This window comes from Rhodoferax lithotrophicus (genome assembly GCF_019973615.1).
Classification (GTDB): domain Bacteria; phylum Pseudomonadota; class Gammaproteobacteria; order Burkholderiales; family Burkholderiaceae_C; genus Rhodoferax; species Rhodoferax lithotrophicus.
This window is the reverse complement of the sequence record NZ_AP024238.1, coordinates 898,773-923,373: the sequence shown is the minus strand read 5'-3', so window position 1 is coordinate 923,373 and position 24,601 is coordinate 898,773. Positions and strand designations below refer to the sequence as shown.

Here is a 24,601-nt window from a genome sequence, read left to right as displayed (position 1 = left end):
CCCTATTGACGGGCATAAGAAGTCTTTTTAAGCCTGAATATCGGCCTCACAATAACCCCGCACCAAGCCAATCAGCTCATCTTCAGGATAGGGCTTGCCAAGGTAGTGATCAACCTTGAGTTCACGTGCATAGTCGCGGTGCTTCTCCGCAATACGTGAAGTGATCATGATGATGGGCAAGTCTTTCAGCTTTGCATCAGCGCGAATGTTTCGCACCAAATCAAAACCATCCATACGCGGCATTTCGATGTCGGACAACACCACGGCAGGCTTCTCCAGCTGCAACACTTCCAGGGCTTGCAAGCCATCCGCAGCCAAGGCCACACGGAAACCTTCGCGCTTGAGCAGTCGCTGGGTCACCCGGCGCACAGTGATGGAATCGTCCACCACCAATACCAATGGCAACTGGTTGCCACCGCCGGGCAAGTTGCGTTGCACACCTTGTGCATCGTGGGTTGCTGTCGTGCTGTCATCCTTGGCGGCACTGAAAGTCCGCGCCTGCTCGCCGTAACTCAATGACAACGCAACCGGGTTGTAAATCAACACCACGGCACCTGAAGCCAATACGGACATACCAGCCAAACCAGGCAAACGCGACAACTGTGGCCCTAGGTTTTTAACCACCACCTCTTGGTTACCCAACACTTCATCCACATGCCATGCCACACGCCGCCCTGCACTACGGAAAATAGCCACCGAAGCCGTTTTGGCAGGAGGCTCCGTGCTGGCCTTGGACATCTGGAGCAGCGCCCCAGCCCAATACATGGCAAGGTTTTCACCGTTGAAACTGAACTCACCTGAGCCATAGGCTGCGGTCAACTCGCTGATGGGCACGCGTCGTACCAATTCGACCAGGCTGGCAGGCACACCCATGACCACATCACCCATGCGCAACAGAACCACCTGAGTCACAGCGGTTGTCAGAGGCAGTACCAAACGGAACTCAACACCTTTACCGGACTGGGTATTCAGCTCAATACGTCCCCCCAGGGCGTTGACCTCATTACGCACCACATCCATACCAATACCGCGGCCAGACAGCTCTGTCATTTCTGCAGCAGTGGACAGCCCAGAGCTGAAAATCAGGTTGGCGACCTGCTCGTCGGTCAAGGACGCCTCTTCAGTCACCAAGCCCTGCGCCAGCGCCTTGGCTTTTACACGTGCCAAATTAAGCCCGGCACCGTCATCGCGGAAAATCACCGCCACATCGTTGCTTTGCTGCTCCAATGTAATCGTGATGTCGCCCATGGTGGGCTTGCCCGCTGCACTACGCACTTCGGCTGTTTCAATGCCATGCCCAACAGCATTGCGCAGCAAATGTTCAAACGCCGGAGCCATGCGATCCAGCACGCCCCGATCCATTTCAAGTGAACCACCCACAATGTCGAGTTTGACCGATTTGCCCGCATCTTTGGCCGCTTGGCGAACCACACCATAGAGCCGCTCGGAAATACTTTCAAACTCGACCATCCGTGTACGCAGCAAATCACGCTGCAATTCACGTGTTTGACGAGCTTGGGCAATCAGATCATCTTCCACACCAGCCACGGTTTGCTGCAAATTGCGCTGCAAAGTGGCCACGTCATGCACCGATTCGGCCATCATGCGGGTCAGCTCTTGCACCCGTGTGAAACGGTCAAATTCCAAGGGATCAAAGCCTTGATCAGAATCTTTAGCCTGCGCCAAACGCGACTGCATTTGTGATTCGGACTGAAGCTCGACATCTCGCAACTGATGACGCAGTCGATCCAGATTACTGGTCAACTCGTCGAGCGAACCACGCAATTGCCCCAGTCGGGATTCCAATCTGGAGCGGGTGATCATCACCTCACCAGCCTGGTTGACCATACGGTCGAGCAGCTGTGACCGGATCCGAATGGTTTGCCCACCTGCACGGCGCAGTGGCAACACGGGTGACATCGATGCCACAGACGATATGGGAGCCACCGTCACCGATACACTGGATTCGGGCTGATCAACCGGCTCGGGTATGGGCGCTTCGACTTGCTCTGAAGGTTCCGAAGGTTCGGAAGGTTTTACTGGCACTGTGGCCTCTGGCAAAGCCAACGCCTGGACGGGCAACGCACACAAGGCATCAAACACGGCTGAAATACCATCCAACCGGGTCAACAGTGCGTCCATCGCCCCGTCTTGCGGGTTTTCCGAGTCCACGTCCTCCACGGCGGATTCCATTCGATGGGCCATTTCACCCAAGCGCATGGCACCAGCCAAACGTGCACTCCCCTTGAGCGTGTGCAACACCCGCAAAGCCTGCTGGCGTGCAGAGGAGCTTCCAGGCTGGGCACTCCATTGCCGCAAAGCAGCACTGAGTTGCGGCAGTAACTCCAGAGCCTCTTCTTCAAAAATGGGAAACAGATCCACATCGAGCACATCACGTGCTTCAATGTCATCGTCAGGCAAGCTCTCTGCCGACACCTCCAGTGCGGCAGCTGTATGTTTGGATTCGGCTTCTTGCAAGACATTCGCAACCAAAGGGGCTAGCAAGGAATCGGGTTCCAGACTGATTTGCGGCATCTCATCGTGACTTGGCACAGGCACTTCGAGCGCCATCTCGTCAAGATGCGCCTCAACAGATTCTGGTTCAAACAACGAGGCGAACTCGTCATCAGAGATCTGGGCATCTTGTGCCCAATCTTCATCCATTCTCATGTGTGCAGATGAAATGCTGGAAAAATCAGTTTCCAACAACGCTCTCAACGCCGCCAAATGCTCAGGGTTCGCCGATTTCAGGAAACCTGCAGCAAACTGGTGCAATAACCGACGAATGTCCTCGGCGACATCCACAAACAAACGAGCATGCTCTGGCAAACCCACACCCGCCATCCGGACATGTGCCAACGCGTGCTCCATTGCGCGTGACAGCTCTGACAAAACCATGAAACCTACAGTCGCCGAACTACCTGCCAAAGAATGCGCCAGAGACACAGCACTGTCAGGCACAGGCCTTTCCAACTCAAGCGACCATTCCGTCAACTCGGTCAACAAACGGCGCGACCATTCATCTGCCTCATTAAGATAAACGTTGTAAAGCGCAATACCAATACGCAAATCACCAATGATCCGAACCTGCTCATCTGGTTCTGGTTCTGGTTCTGGCTCTGGCTCTGGCTCTGGCTCTGGCTCTGGCTCTGGCTCTGGCTCTGGCTCTGGCTCTGGCAATAATGATGCATCTTCTGGCATCAAAAGACCATCTAAATCAATCAATTCCTCAGAAGGTGACTCAGATACAAGTAACTCATCCACTGCCGAATCGGATGAAGGCTGGGGCTCATCAAACGAAAAATCAAGCAGCTCACCCAGTGCCAGAACATCAGGATCTTCGCTTGCAGGAACAATGGCATGAAGTCCATCATCCAATGCTGGCATTTCCGAAGCTGCGTCATCAAAACCGAACTCTTCAGCCGTGATGATCTCATTGAGCGGCTCAGAGACTTGGAGCGGTTGTGATTCATCAGAGACAACCATCCCTTCAGCGGGAGCAGCTTCTGGCAAAGGCTCAAAAGACAACTCAGGCATGTCAGGAGAAACCGCCAGTAAACCCTCCAAAGCAACCTCGGTGGCCTCCGGCAACTGAATATCTTCAGGCAACTCCATCGGTTGGCTGACCGCTGGCAATACCAAGTCCGTGCACACATTTTCAAGGCGCATGCGGTCTGCCGCCTGCCTAAATGGCTGAGCGCTCCAGTGAGCCATTTGATCCGCAGCAATATCCTCCACCCATTGACCAAATGCCGATATGGCTTGGTGGGACAGCTTGATCAACTCCGAACTGACTGGTTTTTGCTGAGGCAACCAAGCATTGAGAACTTGCTCCATGGCCCAGGCCGCTTCACCAAATTCGTTCAAACCCACCATGCGTGAGCTGCCTTTGAGCGTATGAAAGGCGCGCCGCAATGCGGTTTGCTCATCAAAATCAGCGCTATTCACTTGCAAGTTGGCCAAAGTTTCCAAACCATGGGCAACAACATCCCTGGCTTCATCCAGGAAAATTGCACGCAACTCAACATCGTCTTCGTCATCATCCGCAGTCGAACTTTCAGCGGCCAGCATGACAACCGGTTGGGGTGTAATGGAAGGCAAGGGAAGAGATTCTGCGATGGGAAGCAAATCAGGCAACGCTGCCATACCCACCTTTTCCGGCTCCTTGTCGTCTGCCTTCGGCAGATCCATCCAGACGGTGGGAGGTAGCTGCTCGGCATTCACATTGACCGCCGTCACTTCAGGCTGAGGCTCCGACTCAGGTACAACGACAGGTTCAGAGGCTTTGTGTCGTCCCATCAAAGCGCGGAATTCGCCCAGTTCATCATCATAGACAAACAGCTTTTTCGCCAACTCTCGCTGGTAGCTGAGCATGTCAATCAAGAAGCCCAAAGCCCCCAGACTGTTGCCCAATTTCTCAAAAATACCTGACGCAGCGGAGACCGGGTCGATCTCGTCGACCAAACACTGAGAAACGCTGTCGCGCATACGCAGGGCAGCTAAGGCCGCCTGATCCAGCCCCAGTACAGAAAACACCCCACGCATTTGTGCCAGCTTGCCAGGCACTTCTTGCAGAGGTGTTTTATCTTCAGGACGACGGAAAAAGGCATCCAGAGAACCTTCAACTTCACCCAGCGTGGTACGCAACTCGTCCACCACACTACCCATGATTTGACGATCACTGACACGACGGTAAAGCTCTTCCATCCAAACATCCAGCGGCTCGGACTGTCCGCCAGCTAACACATGCTCCAGACGCTGAGCCAGACGATGGCTACGCTCACCCATTTGCGCACTGGTGGGGTCCAAATCGTCATATGCCGCCTCTAAATACAGCACCGCTGTAGCAACTTCCATGGCCAGCGAGGGTTCTGGTGCCACACCGGAACGCGCAACACTGTCTATGGCACGTGTCAGGGCCTGAGCCAATTCACGGCTATCCGGGTGCAGCTTCATGATGGAGTCACTGACCAGACTGAACTGATCTACCGTGACCTTGATGCGATGTGTATCCCCCCCGGACAAGGTTGACCAAGTTTCAGTGGCGGCAGCAATACGTTTACGCGCCTGCGCCAAAAGTGCTGGATCAAAACGTCCAAACTGTGGCTTGACGTAATCCACCGAAGTTGTATTAACGAAGCCATACTCTTGACGTACAGCACGAAGAGCCGGGGCATGGTGGGTGGCAGAGGGCACAGCCTGAGCGCAAAAAAACAGTAGATCATGCACCAGTTGATCTGAGATATCCTGCTCACTACGCGCCAACGAACGATATTGCAACAACACACGCGAAGCCGCTCGTTTGGTATGTACATCAGATGGACACAGCCCAAGTGCAACAGCTTCAAAAAAAGCAGACGTTACAGCCCAAAACACGCGTGCATGAAGTTGGTTTTGCGCAGCCGTAAAACCCCAAGCGATATCAGCCAAAGCCAAGGCCGAGGACACATCTGCAGACTTGACCACACGAAGCACATAACCATCAATCCGTGAACGAACCGCAGTGTCGTAACCCAGTGGTGTCACCGTATCCGGCACAGGAATATGAAGCCAACGCAATTCATGTGCCCATAAATCTGCCGGGTGCACACGGTCACTGCCCAACAACTCAAGCACATCACGGTATTGCGGAAACAACGCTACAGATGACGATGATTTCTCCTTGAGCAGTCCTTCAAGGTAATCCGTCAAAGCAAAACTGGCCAACTCAACCTTCATTGCAGCTTCATCACTGCAAGACTCGGGTTTTTGTACAAATTTTTGTGCCAATGCCTCCATGGCACGCAACATTTTGGCAGGCACCACCAAACCAACCATTTCCAACGCCCCAACGGCTTGATGCAATTGTTGGCGTGCAATGCGGAGCTGACTTGCATCAAGTGCCGCTAAATCCGAGCCGCGAGACAACTCGGCATCCCGAACAAAGCGCTTGAGAGCCTTGGTGGCCCCGTCAAGAGACTTTCGCAACTCATCCAGCACCCAGGCCAAAGGACCCAGATCTGGCTCAACAACCGAATTTTCGCTAGGCAAAGCTGCGTCAGAATGCATGAATGAAACCGTTCAGTACGAAGTGATGGCCAAACGCTTCAGGCAATACGGAAACGCGCCACGGACTGACGCAATTCCTCAGCCATTTTGGAGAGTTCACGCACCTGGGTAGCGGTGCTGCGTGTGCCCTCCCCGGTCTGCTCGGTCACCGCAAAAATGTGCTGAATGTTTTCGGCCACCTCATTGGCCAAACTGGCTTCACGCGAGGTGGCACCGGAAATCTGTTCAATCAACTCCGCCAGACGGCGCGACACCTGGTCAATCTCGGTCAGTGCATGACCCGCGTTATCTGACAACTTGGCACCTTCAACCACCCCCTGAGTGGAACGTTCCATAGCACCCACAGCATCTTGGGTGTCGGTCTGAATGGCTTTCACCAACGCTGCAATCTGGCGCGTCGCGTCGGCGGAGCGTTCAGCCAAACGCTGCACCTCCTCCGCAACAACGGAGAAGCCACGACCAGCATCACCGGCTGAGGCCGCTTGAATGGCCGCATTCAAAGCCAGCACGTTGGTTTGTTCGGTAATGTCCGAGATCAGTTCGGTAATTTCACCAATCTCCTGAGATGACTCACCCAGTCGCTTGATCCGTTTGGACGTATCCTGAATCTGGTCACGAATGGAATTCATACCGCCAATGGCATTTTGCACCGCTTGCAAGCCAACCTCGGCAGCTTGCAGGGATTGGCGCGCCACGTCAGCCGACTCCTGGGCTTGAGAAGACACCTGATTGATCCGCGCAGCCATATCCACCACAGATCGACCCGTTTCACGAATTTCATGCAATTGCTCATTGGATGCAGCCAGCAGCTCTGTCGATGTGATGTCCACCTCCGCAGTGGTTTGCGCCACTTTAGCCGCCGTGCTTTGCACGTTACCCACCAGCAAACGCAACTCTTCAACGGTGTAGTTGACCGAGTCTGCAATAGCACCCGTAATATCTTCGGTTACCGTGGCCTCCTGAGTCAAATCACCTTCTGCCACGGTTTGTAACTCATTCATCAGCCGCAAAATAGCCGCCTGATTGGCATCATTAACCCGCTTGGCATCCTGCTCCTGATGCTGCGCTTGTTTCTGCTGCGACTCCGCCACTTGTTGCCTTTGGCGGCTGTCGAGCAGCTGCACGTAAGACAACCCACCCGCACTCAGCAAGGCCAACCCGGCAGCGGCCAACAGCATGATCAAGGCCGCCGCACCCAAACCGGTTTGAGCGGACAGAGCGTTCTGCAACACTTCCAATTCTTTTCGAATTTCGGTACTGTCATTCAAAATACCTAACTGAGCCTCACGCGCCGACACCAAACCCTGCAGATTGCCCAAAATGGCCCCCGCTTGGGTACGCGTTTCTTCATACAACTTGATCAATGCAGTGAGTTGTTCACGCGTTTGCGGATCGGTAGAGCTTGTCAAGCGTAATTCAGAATTGCCATCCAACAAGCCTGAAGCAATTTCCTTAAATGAATTCAAATCTTTACCGAGCAAAAACACGGCCTCGGGGCTGACGCCCTCCATGGTCATGAATTCATTGGATGACTTGCCAATACGTTGTGTCAGCATCACCAACTGTCCGGCAGCAGAAATTTCAGCTGAAGGTGCATTCTGCTGCAGTTTGAGCGACGACACGGTCTCAGCGATCTCCAGCAAATCCGACGACTGGCGATTGATCAAGCGCAGCGCCGTACTCACCTGAGTCAAGATTTTTTGTTGCGACAGAATCGTTGCCGAGTTCTTTTCGGCACGATCAACCAACGGAACCGCCTTTTCAAGCAGCGGCAGGAAAGCAGGGGAGAGCTCTTCAAGATTGAGCCCGGCATCTCCACTCTTCATCCCCCGAACCGTTCTGGCCATCACTGCTGAACTGTCCTTGATACTTTCAAATGATTGCTCTCGCCCCATCAAGGCTTGCGTCACATCTTTGGCCAACCGCTGGGATTGCATCAACGCCTGACCTGTGGCATTGAGCTGCTGAGCGGTTTGATCCGACTTGCCCAAACCAACCACGGTCACAACAGCCAACAAAACCAACGACAGACCAAGCACTACAGAGAGTGTCCGTTGGTGTTGAACAATGGTTTTTTTACCCAAAACAGGCACCGAAATCTCAGCCGCCTCCGTTTCTGAAGACTGTGCTTCAGGCTCTTGTGCGCTTGGTTCGACCGTGACAGATCCCTCATCAAGCGAGCCATACTGAGTTTGCCTGGGCTCTTGCATCACTTCAGCCTGGGATGGCTCTTCATATTGCGATTGATAGATGGAAGGATCTGGCACGCCCAGACTCAAGCGAGAGTCCTGATCCAAATCAGGGGTCTTCTTCTTGAAGAGGTTTTTTAATTGATCAAAAACAGCCATCTCGGTTACCCCAGGTAAAAATCACACACCAATACTCAAAAACTCAGCGCTCTGCGCCAGCGTACGCAGATTAATTTCTTGCCAGGATGCCCCCTGTGCATCCACCAGCAATTGCCCAAAAAACTCCGGTGCCCCCGCAGGCGGCGGCATCACACCAACAAACGCATCTTGCCGACGCAAGCCAATCAGCGCATCCACCAACAACGCGGCATTTATTTCCAAATCAACGTTAAAGGTGATCAAACGCGTTTGTGCCCATGCCTGCTCAGTGCGACTACGTGTCGACGACACCTTTAAAAAGCTTGCCAGATCTACCACGCCAAAAAGTCCGCCACGAAGATTCACAACCCCCATGAACCAGGGCTGCACATACGGCACATTGGCCAAAGTTGCCATTGAGAAAATCTCACCCGATTGCGTCAACGGTAGCAAATAATTGGCCGACCCAACCTGCACCGCCAACCAAGCTGCAGAAACCCCTTCGCTTCGAGCCGCCTGCAGCCGCCCGGCCAACCGGGTCTGTAAATCTCTGAGCGCTTCTTTTTTTGCCATGCCAACAGCCAGATCAGCCCAATGCCCGGATTTTTTCCATCAACTCAGCGGGACTCACAGGCTTGGTGATGTAATCCTTGGCCCCTTGGCGCATACCCCAAACACGGTCCGTTTCCAGGTTCTTGCTGGTGCACATGATGATGGGGATATCCGAATACAGCGGATTGCGGTTGATCGAGCGTGTCAGCTGAAAACCGTTTTGCCCAGGCATCACCACGTCCATCAGAATCAGGTCAGGTTTTTCGTCGACCAAACGCTGCATGGTTTCTTCTGAGTTTTCAGCTGTACGCACCGACATACCATGTTTGTGCAACACATCGGTCAAAAACATCAACTCGGTTTTGGAGTCATCCACGATCAGTACATTTTGAATAGCCACTACACCACTCCTTGTGCCGCCACGCCAAACTGATCAACCGCTTTGAGCAACTGATCTTTGGTAAACGGTTTGGTTAAATAATCTTGCGCCCCGACCATGCGGCCACGTGCCTTGTCAAACACACCATCTTTTGACGACAACATGACCACCGGCACATTGGCAAACTTGGCATTTCGCTTGATGATGGCGCATGTCTGGTAACCGTCCAAGCGGGGCATCAATATGTCACAAAAAATCAGGTCAGGTTTGTAGTCACTAACTTTGGCCAATGCATCGAACCCGTCTTCGGCCAACACCACCTCATGCTTGCCAGCCTTCAGGAATATTTCGGCGCTACGCCGGATGGTGTTGCTGTCGTCAACCACCAAAATTTTCAAATTCGAACCAGTTGTACTCACCAGATATCACTCCTGTATTGAGGACACTTCAAACAATTGCGCAAATTACAAATGACTGCGCAAGGGTCAAATCCGAACCATTTCAAAATCTTCCTTGCGCGCACCACAATCTGGACAAACCCAATTCAGTGGAACGTCTTGCCAAGCAACTCCCGGTGGCACACCGTGCTCAGGATCACCAGTGGATTCATCATAAATCCAGCCACAAATCAAGCACATCCAGGTTGTCGTTGTTTGTGTCACGCTATAAAAGCCTTCAAATAGAATGTCATTTTTCACAGTCTGCCAAAAACTCTGCAACCCTTTGGTTGCAAGCACCTGCGCTTACCGCCCTATTCTGCCTCAAGAAATGCCCGAATCGCTGAAGCTCTTCCCCCGGCTTACCCGTAGCACAGCAACTTTCGTCTGGTTGCGCCCTTGCCTGGACACTTTTCACTCATTCTGCCGGTCATTCCAAAATATCGTCTGACTGCTCAGGCAAGCATTTTTCACCTTCACAAACACAGAAACACCATTCACATGATGCCCACCACTGACCAAAATTTAGCCTTGTTCGAACGCGCCGCCAAAGTCATTCCCGGCGGGGTCAACTCCCCGGTGCGCGCCTTTCGCGCGGTAGGCGGCACACCCCGCTTCATCACCCGCGCCCAAGGGGCCTACATCTGGGATGCCAACGGCCAACGCTACACCGATTACATTGGCTCCTGGGGCCCGATGATTCTGGGTCATGGTCATCCAGCGGTGCTGGAAGCGGTACAAAAAGCCGTGCTGGAAGGCTTCTCTTACGGGGCTCCCACCGAACGCGAGGTCGAGCTGGCCGAGGCCATTTTGAAACTCATGCCCAGCATGGACATGGTGCGGCTGGTGAGCTCGGGTACCGAAGCTGCCATGAGCACCATCCGCCTGGCCCGCGGGGCCACCGGGCGCAACAAACTGATCAAATTTGAAGGCTGCTACCACGGCCACGCCGATGCCCTGCTGGTCAAAGCCGGCTCCGGCCTGGCCACCTTTGGCAACCCCACCAGTGCCGGTGTACCGCCTGAAGTGGTGCAGCACACCGTGGTGCTGGAATACAACAACATTGAGCAACTGGAGGCCGCTTTTGCCACCCAGGGCCATGACATTGCCTGCCTGATGATGGAGCCGATCTGCGGCAACATGAACTTTGTACGCGCCAGCATCCCGTTTGTGAAACGTTGCCGCGAGCTGTGCACGCAGTACGGTGCGCTGCTGGTGTTTGACGAAGTGATGACCGGTTTCCGCGTTGCCCTGGGCGGTGCCCAAAGTGTTTATGCCAAGGCCATTCCCGGCTTTGAGCCCGACATGACGGTGATGGGCAAGGTGATTGGCGGCGGCATGCCGCTGGCAGCTTTTGGGGCCAAACGTGCCGTGATGAACCACCTGGCCCCACTCGGTACGGTCTACCAGGCTGGCACCTTGAGCGGCAACCCGGTCGCCACCGCCTGTGGCCTGGCTACCCTGGCAGAAATCAGCCGCCCCGGTTTTTACGACGAACTGGGCCGCAAAACCCGCGCCCTGATCGACGGCCTGAAAGCTGCGGCCAGCGCCGAAGGTGTGGCGTTTTGTGGCGACAGCGAAGGCGGCATGATGGGTTTTTACCTGCTGCCGGAACTGCCGCAGAACTATGGCCAAGTCATGAAAACCGAAGGGGCCAAATTCAACCAACTGTTTCACGGCCTGCTGGATCGCGGCGAGTACATCGCCCCGGCGCTGTATGAAGCCGGTTTTGTCAGCCAGGCGCACACCGATGCCGACATTGCCCAGACCGTGGCTGCGGCCCGTGAGGTGTTTAAATTACTACAAAATAAATAGCTTCTTGCGCTTGTACAACAAGCGCTACAGCCTGATTTTTTATAAAAAAAGCGGCTCAAGGCCGCTTTTTTTGAGACTTATCCGGTTCAATGCCTGAAATGGCGCACACCGGTGTAGACCATCACCACGCCACGCTCGTTGGCGGCATCAATCACCTCCTGGTCACGGATCGAACCTCCGGGCTGGATCACGCAAGTGGCCCCCGCGTCCACCACCACATCCAGACCATCGCGGAACGGGAAGAAGGCATCACTGGCCACCGCCGTGCCTTTGAGGCTCAAACCGGCATGCTCGGCCTTGATGCTGGCGATACGCGCCGAATCCAGGCGGCTCATCTGCCCAGCCCCAACCCCCATGGTCATGCTGTCTTTGCAGAACACAATGGCATTGCTCTTGACGTATTTGGCCACCGTCCAGGCGAACATCAGGTCTTTGAGTTGCTCGGCACTCGGCTGCAAGTTGGTGACCACTTTCAAGTCAGACAAGGCCAGCTCGTGGTTATCGGCGGTCTGCAGCAGGATGCCTGAGCCAATGCGCTTCATGTCCATGAAGTTGCGGCCCTGCTCCCACGGCTTGTCTCCACCCTTGGGCAGATCGATCTGCAGGATGCGCACATTCACCTTGCTCTTGAACACCGCCAAGGCCTCGGGGGTGAAGGCCGGGGCCATCAAGACCTCAATAAACTGCTTCGACATTTGCAGCGCCGCACGCTCATCCAGTGTGCAGTTGACGGCAATGATGCCGCCAAAAGCCGAGGTCGGATCGGTCTGGAAAGCCTTGCTGTAAGACTCCAGCGCATCCACACCAAGCGCCACACCACAGGGGTTGGCGTGTTTGACGATGACACAGGCCGGTGTGTTGAAACTCTTGACACATTCCCAGGCTGCATCGGCATCACCAATGTTGTTGTAACTCAGTTCCTTGCCCTGCAACTGCTTGGCCGTGACCAGGGAGCCGGGCGCGGGGTACAGGTCGCGGTACAAGGCGGCGTTCTGGTGCGAGTTTTCGCCGTAACGCAGGTCTTGCACTTTGACGAACCGGCCATTGCTCTGGCCGGGGAACAGATCCAGCGTGGGCGCTGCGCCCTCGGGCACACCGTCGCCAAACTGCACCGAGCTCAAATAATCGCTGATCGCACCGTCGTACTGGCTGATGCGGTTGAAGGCGGCCACACTCAAGGCAAATTTGGTTTTCTGCGACACCACGCCGCTGGCTTGCAAGTCGGCCAGCACCTGAGCGTATTGCGACGCATCGGTCAGCACCGCCACGTCTTTCCAGTTTTTGGCGGCGCTACGCACCATGGCCGGGCCGCCGATGTCGATGTTTTCAATCGCGTCCTCCAAGGTGCAAGCGGCTTTGGCCACGGTGGCTTCAAATGGGTAAAGGTTGACCACCAGCAGGTCAATGGTGTCAATGGCATGGGTTTTCAACGCCGCCATGTGCTCGGGCAGGTCGCGCCGGGCCAGCAAGCCGCCGTGTACTTTGGGGTGCAGGGTTTTCACACGACCATCCAGCATCTCGGGAAAACCGGTGACTTCAGCCACTTCGGTCACCGGCAGGCCTTGTTCGGCCAGCAATTTGGCCGTGCCGCCGGTGCTTAACAGCTTGATGCCCAGGGCGTGTAAGGCCTGGGCGAATTCAACAATACCGGTTTTATCGGAAACAGAAAGAAGTGCGTTCATGGTGTGAGACGTTCGAGGGTGAATAAAAATTTATAGTAAATCAGGCTCTAGTGCTTTATATATAAGCGCCAGTAGCTATTAATTAATGAGCTTATGCTCCAGCAGTTTCTTGCGCAGGGTGTTGCGGTTCAGCCCCAGCCATTGCGCCGCCTTGGACTGGTTATGGTCGGTGCGTTGCATCACCACCTCCAGCAGCGGTTTTTCAACCACCGCAACCAACATGTCGTACATGCCATTGGGCTCACTTTGGCCCAAATCTTTCAAGTAATCTTCAAGGTTGCTGCGCACAGCATCCGCAATATGCAGAGGTTTCATGCCACGGTCTCCGGTTTTCTATCTTCCAATGGATGCATCTTCAGCGCAGGCTCAGGCAGTCGATCCATGCGCGTGTTGAGTTCATCCCAAAAATCAGCCACGGCCCTGGATTGCGCCGCGGCATCGGTCAGCAGGTTCATCCGGGCGCGAAAGGCTTCCCCTCCCGGCAAACCGCGCACGTACCAGCCGATATGCTTGCGGGCACTGCGCACGCCAGCAAACTCGCCATACAAGCTGTAATGGTCTTGCAAATGCGCCAGCAACAGCTGTTTCACCTCGGCCACCAGAGGCTGTGCCAACACCTCACCGGTGGCCATGAAATGTGCCATTTCGCGAAAAATCCAGGGTCGCCCCTGTGCGGCGCGGCCAATCATCACCGCATCCGCCCCGGTACTGGCGAACACCGCACGGGCTTTGGCCGGGCTGTCGATGTCACCATTGGCCACCACCGGGATGTTCAGTGCCGCCTTGACCGCCGCAATGGTGTCGTACTCAGCCGCCCCCTTGTAAGCTTGCTCACGGGTGCGACCATGCACGGTAACCATCTGCACGCCCGCAGCTTCAGCTGCGCGGGCCAGTGAGACGGCGTTTTTTTCGGCGTGGCACCAGCCGGTGCGCATTTTCAGCGTCACGGGGATACCACGCGGTGCACAAGCCTCTACCACGGCCGACACGATCTGCAACGCCAGTGTTTCGTCTTGCATCAGGGCCGACCCAGCCCACTTGTTGCAGACTTTTTTGGCCGGGCAGCCCATGTTGATGTCAATGATCTGGGCCCCGCGGTCGATGTTGTAGCGGGCCGCATCGGCCATCATTTGCGGCTCGGTGCCAGCAATTTGAACGGCAATCGGACCGGGCTCGCCTGCATGGTTGGCACGCCGGGAGGTTTTGAGCGAATCCCACAAGTCCGGGCGGCTGGTGACCATTTCGCTGACCGCATAACCCGCCCCCAGTTGCTTGCACAACTGGCGAAACGGCCGATCAGTCACCCCCGCCATGGGGGCAACAAAAAAACGGTTGGGCAGGCAATAGGGACCAATGTTCATGCGAACAGATTCAAAGTTCAAAGCAAACGGGGTATGAAAAAGCGGGGGATGGTAGGATTCTAACTGCTCAAAATTTCAGCACACAAAAGCGTCTGGCCATCGAAATCACCAGTGTCTGCCTATACTCGCGCACCCATGGAACTCTGGCTTGAACAACTCCTCACCCTGCTGGCGCTACCCAAATTTGGCTTGAGCACGGTGTTTGTGGTGTCCTTCATCTCGGCCACGCTACTGCCATTGGGTTCCGAACCAGCCGTCTTTGGCCTGATTAAACTCAGCCCGCAACTTTTCTGGCCCGCCATTGCGGTGGCCACGGCGGGCAACACACTGGGCGGCGCCGTCACCTGGTGGATGGGCCTGGCTTCACACAAGGTGATTGAACGCCACCAGCACAGCGCCCATCATCTGCGCGCCCTGGATTGGCTGGAGCGACTCGGCCCCAAAGCCTGTCTGATGGCCTGGTTACCGCTGGTGGGTGACCCTCTGTGCGCCGTGGCAGGCTGGCTCAAACTGCCCTTCTGGCCCTGTCTGGCTTATATGGCGATTGGCAAATGTGCCCGCTATGTCCTCATGACGGCAGCACTGGCCGGTGTTTTTGGTAATTGATGCACGCGCCGGGCGCCCTGCACCATCCGACAGAAGTGCAGCGCCAAACGCTATATTTTAGATAGCATTTGACGCCTACTACACAAGCACCAGGGGTGAAATATCCTTAAGAACTGAACAAGAAGTTCATCACATCGCCATCCTTGACGACGTAATCTTTGCCTTCGGCGCGCATCTTGCCGGCATCCTTGGCCCCTTGCTCACCCTTGAAAGCGATGAAATCGTCATAGGCAATGGTCTGGGCGCGGATGTAGCCTTTTTCAAAATCGGTGTGGATCACGCCGGCGGCTTGCGGGCCGGTATCACCCTTGTGGATGGTCCAGGCACGCACTTCCTTCACGCCGGCGGTGAAATAGGTCTGCAAACCCAGCAGGTCGTAGGCGGCGCGGATCAGGCGGTTCAAGCCGGGCTCGTGCAGTCCCATTTCCTCCAGAAACATCTGACGGTCCTCATCACTCATGTCGGCCATTTCAGCCTCCAGCTTGGCGCTGATGGCCACCACCGGCGCATTTTGGGCAGTGGCATAAGCCGTCAAGCGATCCAGGAACGGGTTGTTCTCAAAACCGTCTTCGGCCACGTTGGCGACAAACATGGCCGGTTTGGCCGTGATCAAAAAGAACTGCTTGAGCAACGGCTGCTCTTCCTTGGTGAAATCAATCGTGCGCACCGGCTTGGCTTCGTTCAGGGCGGCCTGACAGCGCTCCAGAATGCTGACCAGCTTGGCAGCCTCCTTGTCGCCACCCGATCTGGCAGCCTTCTGGTAACGCGATAGTGCTTTATCCACGGTGCTCAAGTCGGCCAGACACAGCTCGGTCTGGATCACTTCAATGTCAGAAATCGGGTCCACCTTGCCAGCCACGTGGATCACGTTGTCGTCTTCAAAACAGCGCACCACATTGATGGTGGCATCGGTCTCACGGATGTGTGCCAAAAACTTGTTACCCAAACCTTCACCGGTACTGGCACCGGCCACCAGACCGGCAATATCGACAAACTCCACAATGGCGCGTTGTATCCGCTCAGGATGCACGATGGCCGACAGGGCCTCCAGCCGCGGGTCCGGCACCTCGACGATGCCCACATTGGGTTCGATGGTGCAAAAAGGGTAATTTTCAGCCGCGATGCCAGCTTTGGTCAGCGCGTTGAACAGGGTCGATTTACCGACGTTGGGCAAGCCCACGATGCCACATTTCATAAAAAATCCTTGTTAATTAATAACTCAACGGCACGATCGAACCCCATACGGGCATCGTCAAAGTGCCCAATCCGCGTTGGAAAGTTGGGGAATAAGCGCTCAGGACAAGCACCACCAATCCTGCACTTTTGCAGTTTTTTGGTCATCGTTTTGTCCTGGAGAATGGATGGGAATTGTAATGATCACTGAGCCATTGCTTAAAAAGTGGACCCAACAAACGGGCGTATTCTGCGTGACCCGGCGTTGAGTGGCTTGGGGGCATGTGCTCAATGCGCACACGCGCACATGGGAGATAGGCCGCTATTTGTCTAGAAACTTGCTCCAGGTCCCGATGTTATGCACCATCGGATAGCCATTTTTCTTGAGCAAAAGTTTGGCCATGGCACTACGCGTTCCGCTGGCACAGCAGAGCACAACGGGGACGGACTTGGGTAACTCGCCAAGCCGGCTGCCTAACTCCGGCAAGGGGATATTGATGGTTCCGGGGGCATTGCCATGGGCAAATTCTCCGGCTGATCGAACATCCACAAAGATGGCCCCGTTTTTCCTGAGCTCTGGCAGCATGGCAACAACTCTTCTGGAGTTCCACCACTTGTACGCCAACCACAGACCCAAAGCCATGAATGGCCAATACTTTTCAAAAATACCCCAAAAATCCATACCACGCCCCATGAAATTGAAGGGACAGAGTATCGTTGAACACCCACCCATGCACCTTCAGGATGACCCATGGTTGCCGGGTGGCGTGGTCAACACATTAGTGACATGGTGATGCTCGAAGCATCACAGACCAAATTTGTCTGAACCACCAAGCCAGAACAGCCTGTCACACCTTATGGAGCTTCAATGCCGAACTGGCCACTTCGCGCAGGTCTGTTTTCAGCACTTTGCCATAGTTGTTTTTAGGCAGACGATCCACCAAATGGTAATGTTTGGGACGTTTGAAGCGCGCGATCTGAGCCAGGCAATGCTCGTCCAGTTCGGTCTGACCTACCGCGGTGCCCGCCTGCAACACAACAAACGCCACAACCGCTTCACCCCACTCGGGGTCTGGCACACCAACAACAGCCACTTCATCCACACCACTCAATGTCAATAGCGCCTCTTCGACTTCACGTGGGTAGATGTTGGAGCCGCCACTGATGATCAGATCCTTGCTGCGGTCTTTCAGCGTCAAAAAGCCATCTCCATCCAGACACCCCACATCCCCCGTCCACAGCCAGCCATCCCGGATGGCCAGTGCGCTGGCTTCTGGATTGCGCCAATAGCCAGCCATCACACAGTCGCCCTTGACCAGCACTTCACCCACCTCACCCAGCGCAACATCCTGACCCTGCTCATTACTCACCCGCACCTGCACCGGTGTTTGTGCCACCCCCACCGAGGCCATACGCTCCAGATAACGTGGATGAAGGGTATCTGCCAATTGCTGGCGTGACAGAGCCGTTGCCACCATGGGTGTTTCACCCTGCCCATAAATCTGCACAAAACATGGCCCCATCACCCGCAAGGCACGTTGAATGTCGGCCAGGTACATGGGCGCACCACCGTAAACAATGGTTTTGAAAGATTTGGCCGAATCCTCGACGCTGATGCCATGATCTTGCGCATGATCCACCAAGCGTTTAACGATGGTTGGTGCTGCAAAGGTGGACAGTGGCCCAAGAGCTTGCCCCAGCGCAAACAGCTCCGCCGGGTCCACCCCGCCAGACGCAGGCACCACATGACGCGCGCCCGCCATGACATGGGGTATGGCGTACAGGCCAGCGCCATGCGACATGGGGGCACCATAGACAATGGTGTCCGTGTTGGCCACCGGGTCCACATCGACAAAATAAGTCAATCCCATGGTGATCAGGTTTCGGTGCGTCAGCATCACACCCTTGGGCCTGCCGGTGGTGCCACTGGTGTAAAACAGCCAGGCCAAGTCGCCAAGTTCACGGGGTGTCACCGGGACCGCAAAAGCATCCAGCATGGGGGCCAACAATATATCGGCCTCGGCACTTTCAATGTCAATCTGCCGCTCCAGACCCGCCAATGGTTCGGGAGCCACATCACGGGTGACAAAGGCCCAGCGGGCTTGTGCGTTGTCAATGATCCATTCGACCTCCCGTGTGTGTAACTTGGCATTCACCGGCACCACCACCAGACCGGCCCACCAGGCGGCCCACAACACTTCAAGATAACGCGGATGGTTGTGCATGAACAGCAACACCCGGTCACCGGGCAGCAAACCAGCTTGCCGCATCCCCTGCGCCAAACCGGCACTGCGGGCCGCCCACTGGCCATAGGTTGCGTGCAACGCTGTACCGCTGAACACTGCGGCACACTCAGGCTGCTGGCGGGCCTGACGGATCAGCAAATCAACAAGACTCATGAATCAACTCCAACCGGGCATCAACCACCCTGATGTTTCAAACTCCCATGCCGCATTTTCAGCTCTGCTGCGTAGCAGCTTTTTGTTGCTGTTGATAAAACATCTGAAAATTGATTTCAGAGAGATGCACGGGCGGAAATCCGGCACGGGTGATGGCATCAGCCACGTTGGCCCGCAGGTAAGGGTACAAAATAGTCGGGCAACCGATACCCAGTACCGAGTCAAGCTGATCAGCAGGTATATGGCGAATTTCAAAAACACCCGCCTGCCTGGCCTCCACCACAAAAGCCAGCTTGTCCTGAATTTTGGCCGTCACGGTCACACTGACCGTGGACTCGAAAATCCCATCACCCTGTTTCACGGCAGTGGTGGAAATCGCCACTTCCACCGCAGGAGATGTTGGCTCAAGAAAAATGGCCGGAGAGTTCGGCTGCTCCAGCACCAAGCCTTTCAGGTAGACACGTTGAATCTGGAACACGGGTGCTTGCTTGTTGTCAGGCATGAGGAATATCCATCAAAATTGGGGTTGCGGTCATCAGGGGGCGGGTCAGGCACCCGCCTCCTGATTCGTTTTAATTGGCCTTTTCAGGCAAGGGCAGGTGCACCCAGTCCTTGTAGAAGGCTTCAATATCGGGCTCGAACTCATGCATCACCGGATACCACGGTGTGGGTGCCTCCACGTCGTGCATGGTGCCGCAGGTCGGGCAGTAATACTCGCGATACACCTGCCAATTGGTGTCCGGTGCCATCAGGGCGGGATACACCTCGTGCATGGCCTCTGCGTTGTCACGCACGTAGATCAGGGCTTCAAGTTTCCAGTTCTTGCGGTAGTCACCAAACTCGTGGCCACAACTGCATTTGGTAACCCACTGTTTGGTCTTCTTGTTTTGGGCAATGAACAGGTGCAGACTGATCGGCAAAATGACCTTGTCATCCCACGGCAGCTTGGACTGCAGCGTGTTGAGGTACATGCTGAAGCGCTCCTCGTCCTTGGGCATGGACAGCATACGCATGGTGGTTTCCCAGTCCAGCTTGCCTTCCACCAGATAGTTCACTTGCTCTTGTGTGTAAATTGACATTTTTAAATCTCCAGATCGTTGGGTTTACGGAAGGCCGGGGTAAACCCCGGCCAAAAATCATTCTTCAACCAGGGTCACGGTACGAACGTCAGGCATCTTGGCCAGATCCATCCGGTAAGTGGAGCCAAATGACGGCACCCCGAGCTCGGACTCCGGCAACTCCCAGTCAGGGGGCAGATCCCAAAACGACTTGAACTCGTCCTTGAACTTGGCACTCAGGCCAAAACTGGTGGCAAACATGTGACGCACCTGCACCGAGGCATGTTTGGTCAGAATCCATGCGCGTTCTTCCTTCATCCAGTCGCGGGTGGGAATGGCACGGGCAATCCGTTCCCGGCGAATGACTTTGCGGCGTGTTGCGGTTTTGGCCACATCCACTGTCCAGACCTGATCGTCGCCTTGGGAGATCACCACACCGTAGACCTTTTCAGCGTACTCCGGCAACACGAAGCGGTTGTTGATATCTTTTTCAACCGAGGCGCAATCACGATCCAAGGGATCACCAAAGCCCGGGCCACCCCGCATGTAGTTCAGGTACAGGTCATGATTTTCAAAGATGGCCTCGGTGGTGGTGCATTGCTGATCACGCTTGACATGGGCCGTGGCGCTGATGTGGTGCTCGTAGGTTTGGTCTTCAGGATTGCGGTCAGCCCCCAGCGGCAGGGTGTCGCCTTCTCGGATGCGCGCTGCCAGGTCGGTGTTGTGAGCCTCAAAACGGTAACCGGTGGCAGACGGGTAACCGCCCATCAAGCCCCAATCACTGTTCATGTAGCCATTGCCCATGAAGTACATGCTCCAGTCCTGCGCCTTCCACACCATACGCAGGGTCTCAAAGCCGCAGCCACCGCGGAACTTGCCGTAACCGCCGGAGTTGGTTTTGACGTTGCGCCCCATGTACAGCAGTGGCTCAGCCATTTCCCAAATCTCGATGTCACCCATGTCACCTTCCGGGTTCCACACCGCTGCGGCATGATTCAAGCCATCCTTGATGGCACAGGCACCAGTGCCACACGCCGCAGGCTCAAAGCTGTTGACCGCATGGGCTTCGCCATCCTGTGTCATGCCACCACCTTGCAGCCAGTTGGAGGTGTTGGCATTACCCGCGTTGACTTCTTCCAGATAACCCCGTGCAAAGTACGACTGGCTCATGCCGCGCCAGATACCACTCCAGCCCGACACCAGGAAGTGCCAGGCGTAGGCGTGTGCCGTGCGGCGGTCATCCGGGTTCATCCAGGTGCCCTTGGGCAGCTTGAATTCGGTGGCGTAATAGGCACCATCGTTGATACGCGCTGTCGGCACCAGCGTCTGCGTCAGCATCACCCAGATACCACTGGTGAACGCGACCTGGTTGGCGTTGAAGCTGTGCCAGCCCCAACGGCTCGCCCCTTCAAAATTGAGCTTCCAGGTGGCATCCGGGCGGATGGTCATTTCACACGGCGCATGCATGATGCTGTTGAGCTTGCCGAACTCCGAGGCCAGACTCATGTCGGGGTGGTCATAAGGAATGTCCACAAAGGCCACCCGGCGATAGACACCGGGAACCGTCATGGCTTTCAGGCGTGCCTGCAAACCACGGCGACCTTCTTCAATGATTTCGTGGGCAAAGCGGGTGTAGTTCTCGATGCCTTCGGCTTCCAGCACCTCCTCCACCAGCTGACGAATCATGTGACAACCGGCAATACGGGTGCGCTCGTCCAGAATCCAGTACTTGGTGGTGCGCACATTACGCTGGCTCTCATGCAGCCAATCGCGCAGTGGGGTGTCGTTGACACCGGTCTTGCGACAGGTCACCTGCAAGCCGTCACCAAAACGCGACACCTGCCCGGTGGACATCGAGCCGGGGGTCATGGCACCCAGGTCAATCACGTGGGTCACTCCACCCACCCAACCGACCAGTTTGCCTTCCCAGAAGATCGGCACGATGGTGGCGATGTCGCAGGGGTGCACGTTGCCAATGGAGCAATCATTGTTGGTGAACATGTCGCCGGGGTTGATGCCAGGATTCATTTCCCAGGCGTTTTCAATCATGTACTTGATCGCAGCGCCCATAGTGCCGACGTGGATGATGATGCCGGTGGAGGTCAGAATACAGTCGCCTGCGGCGTTGTAGAGCGTGAAGCACAACTCGCCTTCTTGCTCCACGATCGGGGAAGCGGCAATTTTTTTGGCGGTTTCACGGGCATGCACCAAACCGCCACGGATTCTGGAGAACAGTTTCTCGTAGGTGATCGGATCGGAGTCCTTGAACTCCAGCTTTTCCAAGCCGTTGTAATAGCCGGTTTTGTGGGTACGCGCCAGCACCTCGTCGCGATGCTGCTTGAGTGTCTTGCCATTACCCAGCAGGTCAGGCAAACCAATTTCTTTTCTGGTCATGGTATTCATGAGATGTCTCCTTATTTGACTTCTTTAAGATGGAACAAACGGTGTGCATCGCAGTAGGTTTCAAACCCGAACGGCACGATGAAGGTGGTGGAGGGCGACTCCACAATGGCCGGGCCCACCACGCGGTTACCCGCTTTCAAGGCTTCCATCGACCAGATTTGTGCATCCCACCACTTTTTGTGGCGGTAGAACGGGCGGCTGCCAATCTTGGCGGATGCCGGTGGCACCGGGCCTGCATCGGGCTCTTCGGGAAGCTCCGGCTTGGAAGAAATCACACTGCCACGCATGATCGCGCCGGTGACACCAAAACCCAATTCAGGTGAACTGGCGGATGAGGCGTAGACCCGTGCATAGGTGTCGTCAAAGGCCTTGACCATCTTGTTCCAGTCGGCCAGGGTCGAGGCGCTGGCGATGGGGGAGCTGATTTCAAGGTCGTTGAGTTGCCCCATGAACTGCATGCGATAACCAGGGCGCAACAAGACATCCTGCGGCTTGAAGCCGTTGATGACAAACTCTTCAATCACCTTGGCCGACAGTTCCGCCCATGCCTCGGTCAGGGTCTGGCAGGCCGCAATTTTTTCGTCGTCAGTGGCGTTGGGACCCACACCGACATCGACACTCTTGTCGTAACGGTACTCGTACTCGGCACAGGCGCAGCCGAAGGCCGAGAACCCGGCGGCCCAGGCGGGCACCACCACGTCCTTGAAGCCCAGACCTTCGGTGTAGCCATAGGTGTGAACTGGCCCGGCCCCGCCGTAAGAGAAGCAGACAAAGTCCGCCGGGTTGTAGCCCTTGGCGCTGATCACCGAACGCATGTATTCACGCAGGTTCAAGTCCAGCAGTTCGATCACGCCTGCGGCAGCATCTTCTACCGTCAAACCCAGCGGGTCGGCGATTTGCTCCTTGAGGTATTTGCGTGCCCGTTCCACGTCAAGCTTGATCGCACCGCCCAAAAAGTTGTCCGGATTCAGGTAACCCAGCACCACATGACAGTCCGAGACGGAGACGGTGTCCAACCCACTGTCGGCCCAACACATACCCACCCGATACCCGGCGCTGTCAGGCCCGAGCTTGATGGCCTTGCTGTACGGATCAATACGGATGAAACTGCCCGCCCCCGCACCCACCGAATCCATCGCCACCAGGGGCAAAGACAACACCAGCCGTGCCATGTCGGGGTCGGACTGAATGGCAAAGTTGCCTTTGGTGATGATGGCCATGTCAAAACTGGTGCCGCCAATGTCGCTGCACGCGATGTTGTCGTAACCGAGTTTTTCACCCAAAAACTTGGAGCCAATCACGCCGCCAATCGGACCCGACACAATGGTACGTGCCAGCTCTTTGGCTTTCCAGCCAATGGTGCCGCCGTGGGTGGCCATGACCCGCAAGTCGAACTTGGCGCCGTGTTTCTTGAAGCGGTCACTGACCTTTTTCAGTGTGGCACGAGAGGGCTCTGCCGCATAGGCTTCCAGAATGGTGGTGTTGGTGCGGTGGGTTTCCTTGCGCGAAGGGTAGTAGTCCACCGTGGCAAACACCGGAATGTCCACGCCCATTTTTTTGAGTTCTTCGCGACACAGATCCCGCGCCCGCAATTCGCTGTGTTCGTTCTTGTGGGATTGCAGCAGGCTGATGACAATGGCCTTGGAGCCCCGCGCCACCAGTTCACGTGTGGCCACGCGCACTTCATCTTCACGCAGCGGGATCACCACCTGGCCTTGCACATCGGTACGCTCAGTCACACCACGGGTGCGAGACAGCGGTACCAACGGCTCATCGTAGCGGTGGCAGTTCAGGTGGATACGCTCTTCCAGCGCATAGCCCAGGTAACTCTGAATGGCACGACCCATGGAGTGGATGTCTTCAAAACCCCGGTTGCACATCAGACCCACATCGAGCCCCTTGCGCTGCACCACGCGGTTCAGCATGGCGGTGCCTGAATACACACAGGTTAGAAGCTCGGGGAAAACGTCATCCACCTGACGGTTCCATTCCGACAGTGCGTCAATCGACGACTCATAAATGGCTTGTGATTCATCGCCGGGATTACTTTGCGCCTTGCCGACGACAAACGAGCCGTCCTCCCTGACAAAAAAGGTGTCGGTCATCGTGCCCCCGGCATCAATGCCCATCACCTGGACGGGTGAACTTTGAACTTGCATATGGGTGTCTCCTCATTGGGTTAGTGCAGTTCGAAAACACTGTCATTGCGCATGGACTCCATGGCACTGGCGGCGAATCGAGCGGCAGAATTTTTCTGTCCGCACTCTCCATTTCGCAAAGCCCGTGCCAAGGGCTTTGCGTGCGCTTGAAAAGACGTGTTCTCCCAATGAAAAGACTGAAAAGTGGCCGCCATCAAGGTGA

At 55.6% G+C, this 24,601-nt stretch carries 19 protein-coding genes; 2 read left to right on the top strand and 17 right to left on the bottom strand.

Translation table 11 applies throughout. The features are described from left to right. Window positions 1-27: 27 nt before the first annotated feature. The 6 genes from LDN84_RS04325 to LDN84_RS04300 form a co-directional block, all read right to left on the bottom strand. Window positions 28-6,048: a hybrid sensor histidine kinase/response regulator gene (locus tag LDN84_RS04325; protein ID WP_223908911.1), complete on the bottom strand. Its 6,021-nt coding sequence runs from the start codon at window positions 6,046-6,048 to the stop codon at window positions 28-30. 38 nt (window positions 6,049-6,086) lie between these two features. Continuing rightward, window positions 6,087-8,396, bottom strand: a complete 2,310-nt coding sequence (locus tag LDN84_RS04320; RefSeq protein WP_223908903.1) for a methyl-accepting chemotaxis protein — start codon at window positions 8,394-8,396, stop codon at window positions 6,087-6,089. A 21-nt stretch (window positions 8,397-8,417) separates the two neighbouring features. Continuing rightward, window positions 8,418-8,948, bottom strand: coding sequence for a chemotaxis protein CheW (locus LDN84_RS04315; protein ID WP_223908897.1), 531 nt, complete (start codon window positions 8,946-8,948; stop codon window positions 8,418-8,420). Between the two features lie 13 nt (window positions 8,949-8,961). Next, window positions 8,962-9,327 (bottom strand): response regulator, encoded by a 366-nt coding sequence (locus LDN84_RS04310; protein ID WP_276572417.1) that lies wholly within the window; start codon window positions 9,325-9,327, stop codon window positions 8,962-8,964. Then, the gene (locus tag LDN84_RS04305) at window positions 9,327-9,725 is read right to left on the bottom strand and encodes a response regulator (protein ID WP_223908895.1); all 399 of its coding nucleotides are present in this window, start codon (window positions 9,723-9,725) and stop codon (window positions 9,327-9,329) included. Before LDN84_RS04305 ends, LDN84_RS04310 begins: the two co-directional genes overlap by 1 nt. A gap of 66 nt (window positions 9,726-9,791) precedes the next feature. Beyond that, on the bottom strand, window positions 9,792-9,944 hold the full coding sequence (locus LDN84_RS04300) for a rubredoxin (protein WP_223912744.1): 153 nt from the start codon (window positions 9,942-9,944) through the stop codon (window positions 9,792-9,794). Window positions 9,945-10,244: 300 nt separating this feature from the next. Between LDN84_RS04300 and hemL the strand changes: the two genes are divergently transcribed. After that, window positions 10,245-11,558, top strand: coding sequence for a glutamate-1-semialdehyde 2,1-aminomutase (gene hemL, locus LDN84_RS04295; RefSeq protein ID WP_223908886.1), 1,314 nt, complete (start codon window positions 10,245-10,247; stop codon window positions 11,556-11,558). An 86-nt stretch (window positions 11,559-11,644) separates the two neighbouring features. Here hemL and purH read toward each other — a convergent pair whose 3' ends face one another. The 3 genes from purH to dusB form a co-directional block, all read right to left on the bottom strand. Further along, the gene (gene purH, locus LDN84_RS04290; protein WP_223908884.1) at window positions 11,645-13,240 is read right to left on the bottom strand and encodes a bifunctional phosphoribosylaminoimidazolecarboxamide formyltransferase/IMP cyclohydrolase; all 1,596 of its coding nucleotides are present in this window, start codon (window positions 13,238-13,240) and stop codon (window positions 11,645-11,647) included. 78 nt (window positions 13,241-13,318) lie between these two features. Next, window positions 13,319-13,555, bottom strand: coding sequence for a helix-turn-helix domain-containing protein (locus tag LDN84_RS04285; protein WP_223908881.1), 237 nt, complete (start codon window positions 13,553-13,555; stop codon window positions 13,319-13,321). Then, window positions 13,552-14,601, bottom strand: a complete 1,050-nt coding sequence (gene dusB, locus LDN84_RS04280; RefSeq protein WP_223908879.1) for a tRNA dihydrouridine synthase DusB — start codon at window positions 14,599-14,601, stop codon at window positions 13,552-13,554. The genes LDN84_RS04285 and dusB overlap by 4 nt, the downstream gene beginning before the upstream one ends. A 135-nt stretch (window positions 14,602-14,736) precedes the next feature. On the opposite strand from dusB, the gene LDN84_RS04275 reads away from it, so the two are divergent. Next, on the top strand, window positions 14,737-15,207 hold the full coding sequence (locus LDN84_RS04275; RefSeq protein WP_223908873.1) for a YqaA family protein: 471 nt from the start codon (window positions 14,737-14,739) through the stop codon (window positions 15,205-15,207). A 106-nt stretch (window positions 15,208-15,313) separates the two neighbouring features. Here the strand turns inward: LDN84_RS04275 and ychF are convergent, their stop codons facing one another. The 8 genes from ychF to LDN84_RS04235 all read right to left on the bottom strand — a co-directional run bounded on the left by ychF (window position 15,314) and on the right by LDN84_RS04235 (window position 24,399). Continuing rightward, complete coding sequence (gene ychF / locus LDN84_RS04270) at window positions 15,314-16,402, bottom strand: redox-regulated ATPase YchF (protein WP_223908870.1); 1,089 nt, start codon at window positions 16,400-16,402, stop codon at window positions 15,314-15,316. Beyond that, window positions 16,399-16,548, bottom strand: a complete 150-nt coding sequence (locus tag LDN84_RS04265; RefSeq protein WP_223908858.1) for a hypothetical protein — start codon at window positions 16,546-16,548, stop codon at window positions 16,399-16,401. The genes ychF and LDN84_RS04265 overlap by 4 nt, the downstream gene beginning before the upstream one ends. Before the next feature lie 154 nt (window positions 16,549-16,702). Further along, the gene (locus tag LDN84_RS04260; RefSeq protein ID WP_223908854.1) at window positions 16,703-16,966 is read right to left on the bottom strand and encodes a rhodanese-like domain-containing protein; all 264 of its coding nucleotides are present in this window, start codon (window positions 16,964-16,966) and stop codon (window positions 16,703-16,705) included. A gap of 262 nt (window positions 16,967-17,228) precedes the next feature. Continuing rightward, the gene (locus LDN84_RS04255; RefSeq protein WP_223908852.1) at window positions 17,229-18,779 is read right to left on the bottom strand and encodes a class I adenylate-forming enzyme family protein; all 1,551 of its coding nucleotides are present in this window, start codon (window positions 18,777-18,779) and stop codon (window positions 17,229-17,231) included. A gap of 58 nt (window positions 18,780-18,837) precedes the next feature. Then, complete coding sequence (secB, locus tag LDN84_RS04250; RefSeq protein WP_223908850.1) at window positions 18,838-19,281, bottom strand: protein-export chaperone SecB; 444 nt, start codon at window positions 19,279-19,281, stop codon at window positions 18,838-18,840. A 70-nt stretch (window positions 19,282-19,351) separates the two neighbouring features. Further along, window positions 19,352-19,858, bottom strand: a complete 507-nt coding sequence (locus LDN84_RS04245; RefSeq protein ID WP_223908847.1) for an acetone carboxylase subunit gamma — start codon at window positions 19,856-19,858, stop codon at window positions 19,352-19,354. Between the two features lie 57 nt (window positions 19,859-19,915). After that, window positions 19,916-22,240, bottom strand: coding sequence for a hydantoinase B/oxoprolinase family protein (locus LDN84_RS04240; protein WP_223908843.1), 2,325 nt, complete (start codon window positions 22,238-22,240; stop codon window positions 19,916-19,918). Between the two features lie 11 nt (window positions 22,241-22,251). After that, window positions 22,252-24,399 (bottom strand): hydantoinase/oxoprolinase family protein, encoded by a 2,148-nt coding sequence (locus LDN84_RS04235; protein ID WP_223908839.1) that lies wholly within the window; start codon window positions 24,397-24,399, stop codon window positions 22,252-22,254. Window positions 24,400-24,601: the final 202 nt, after the last annotated feature.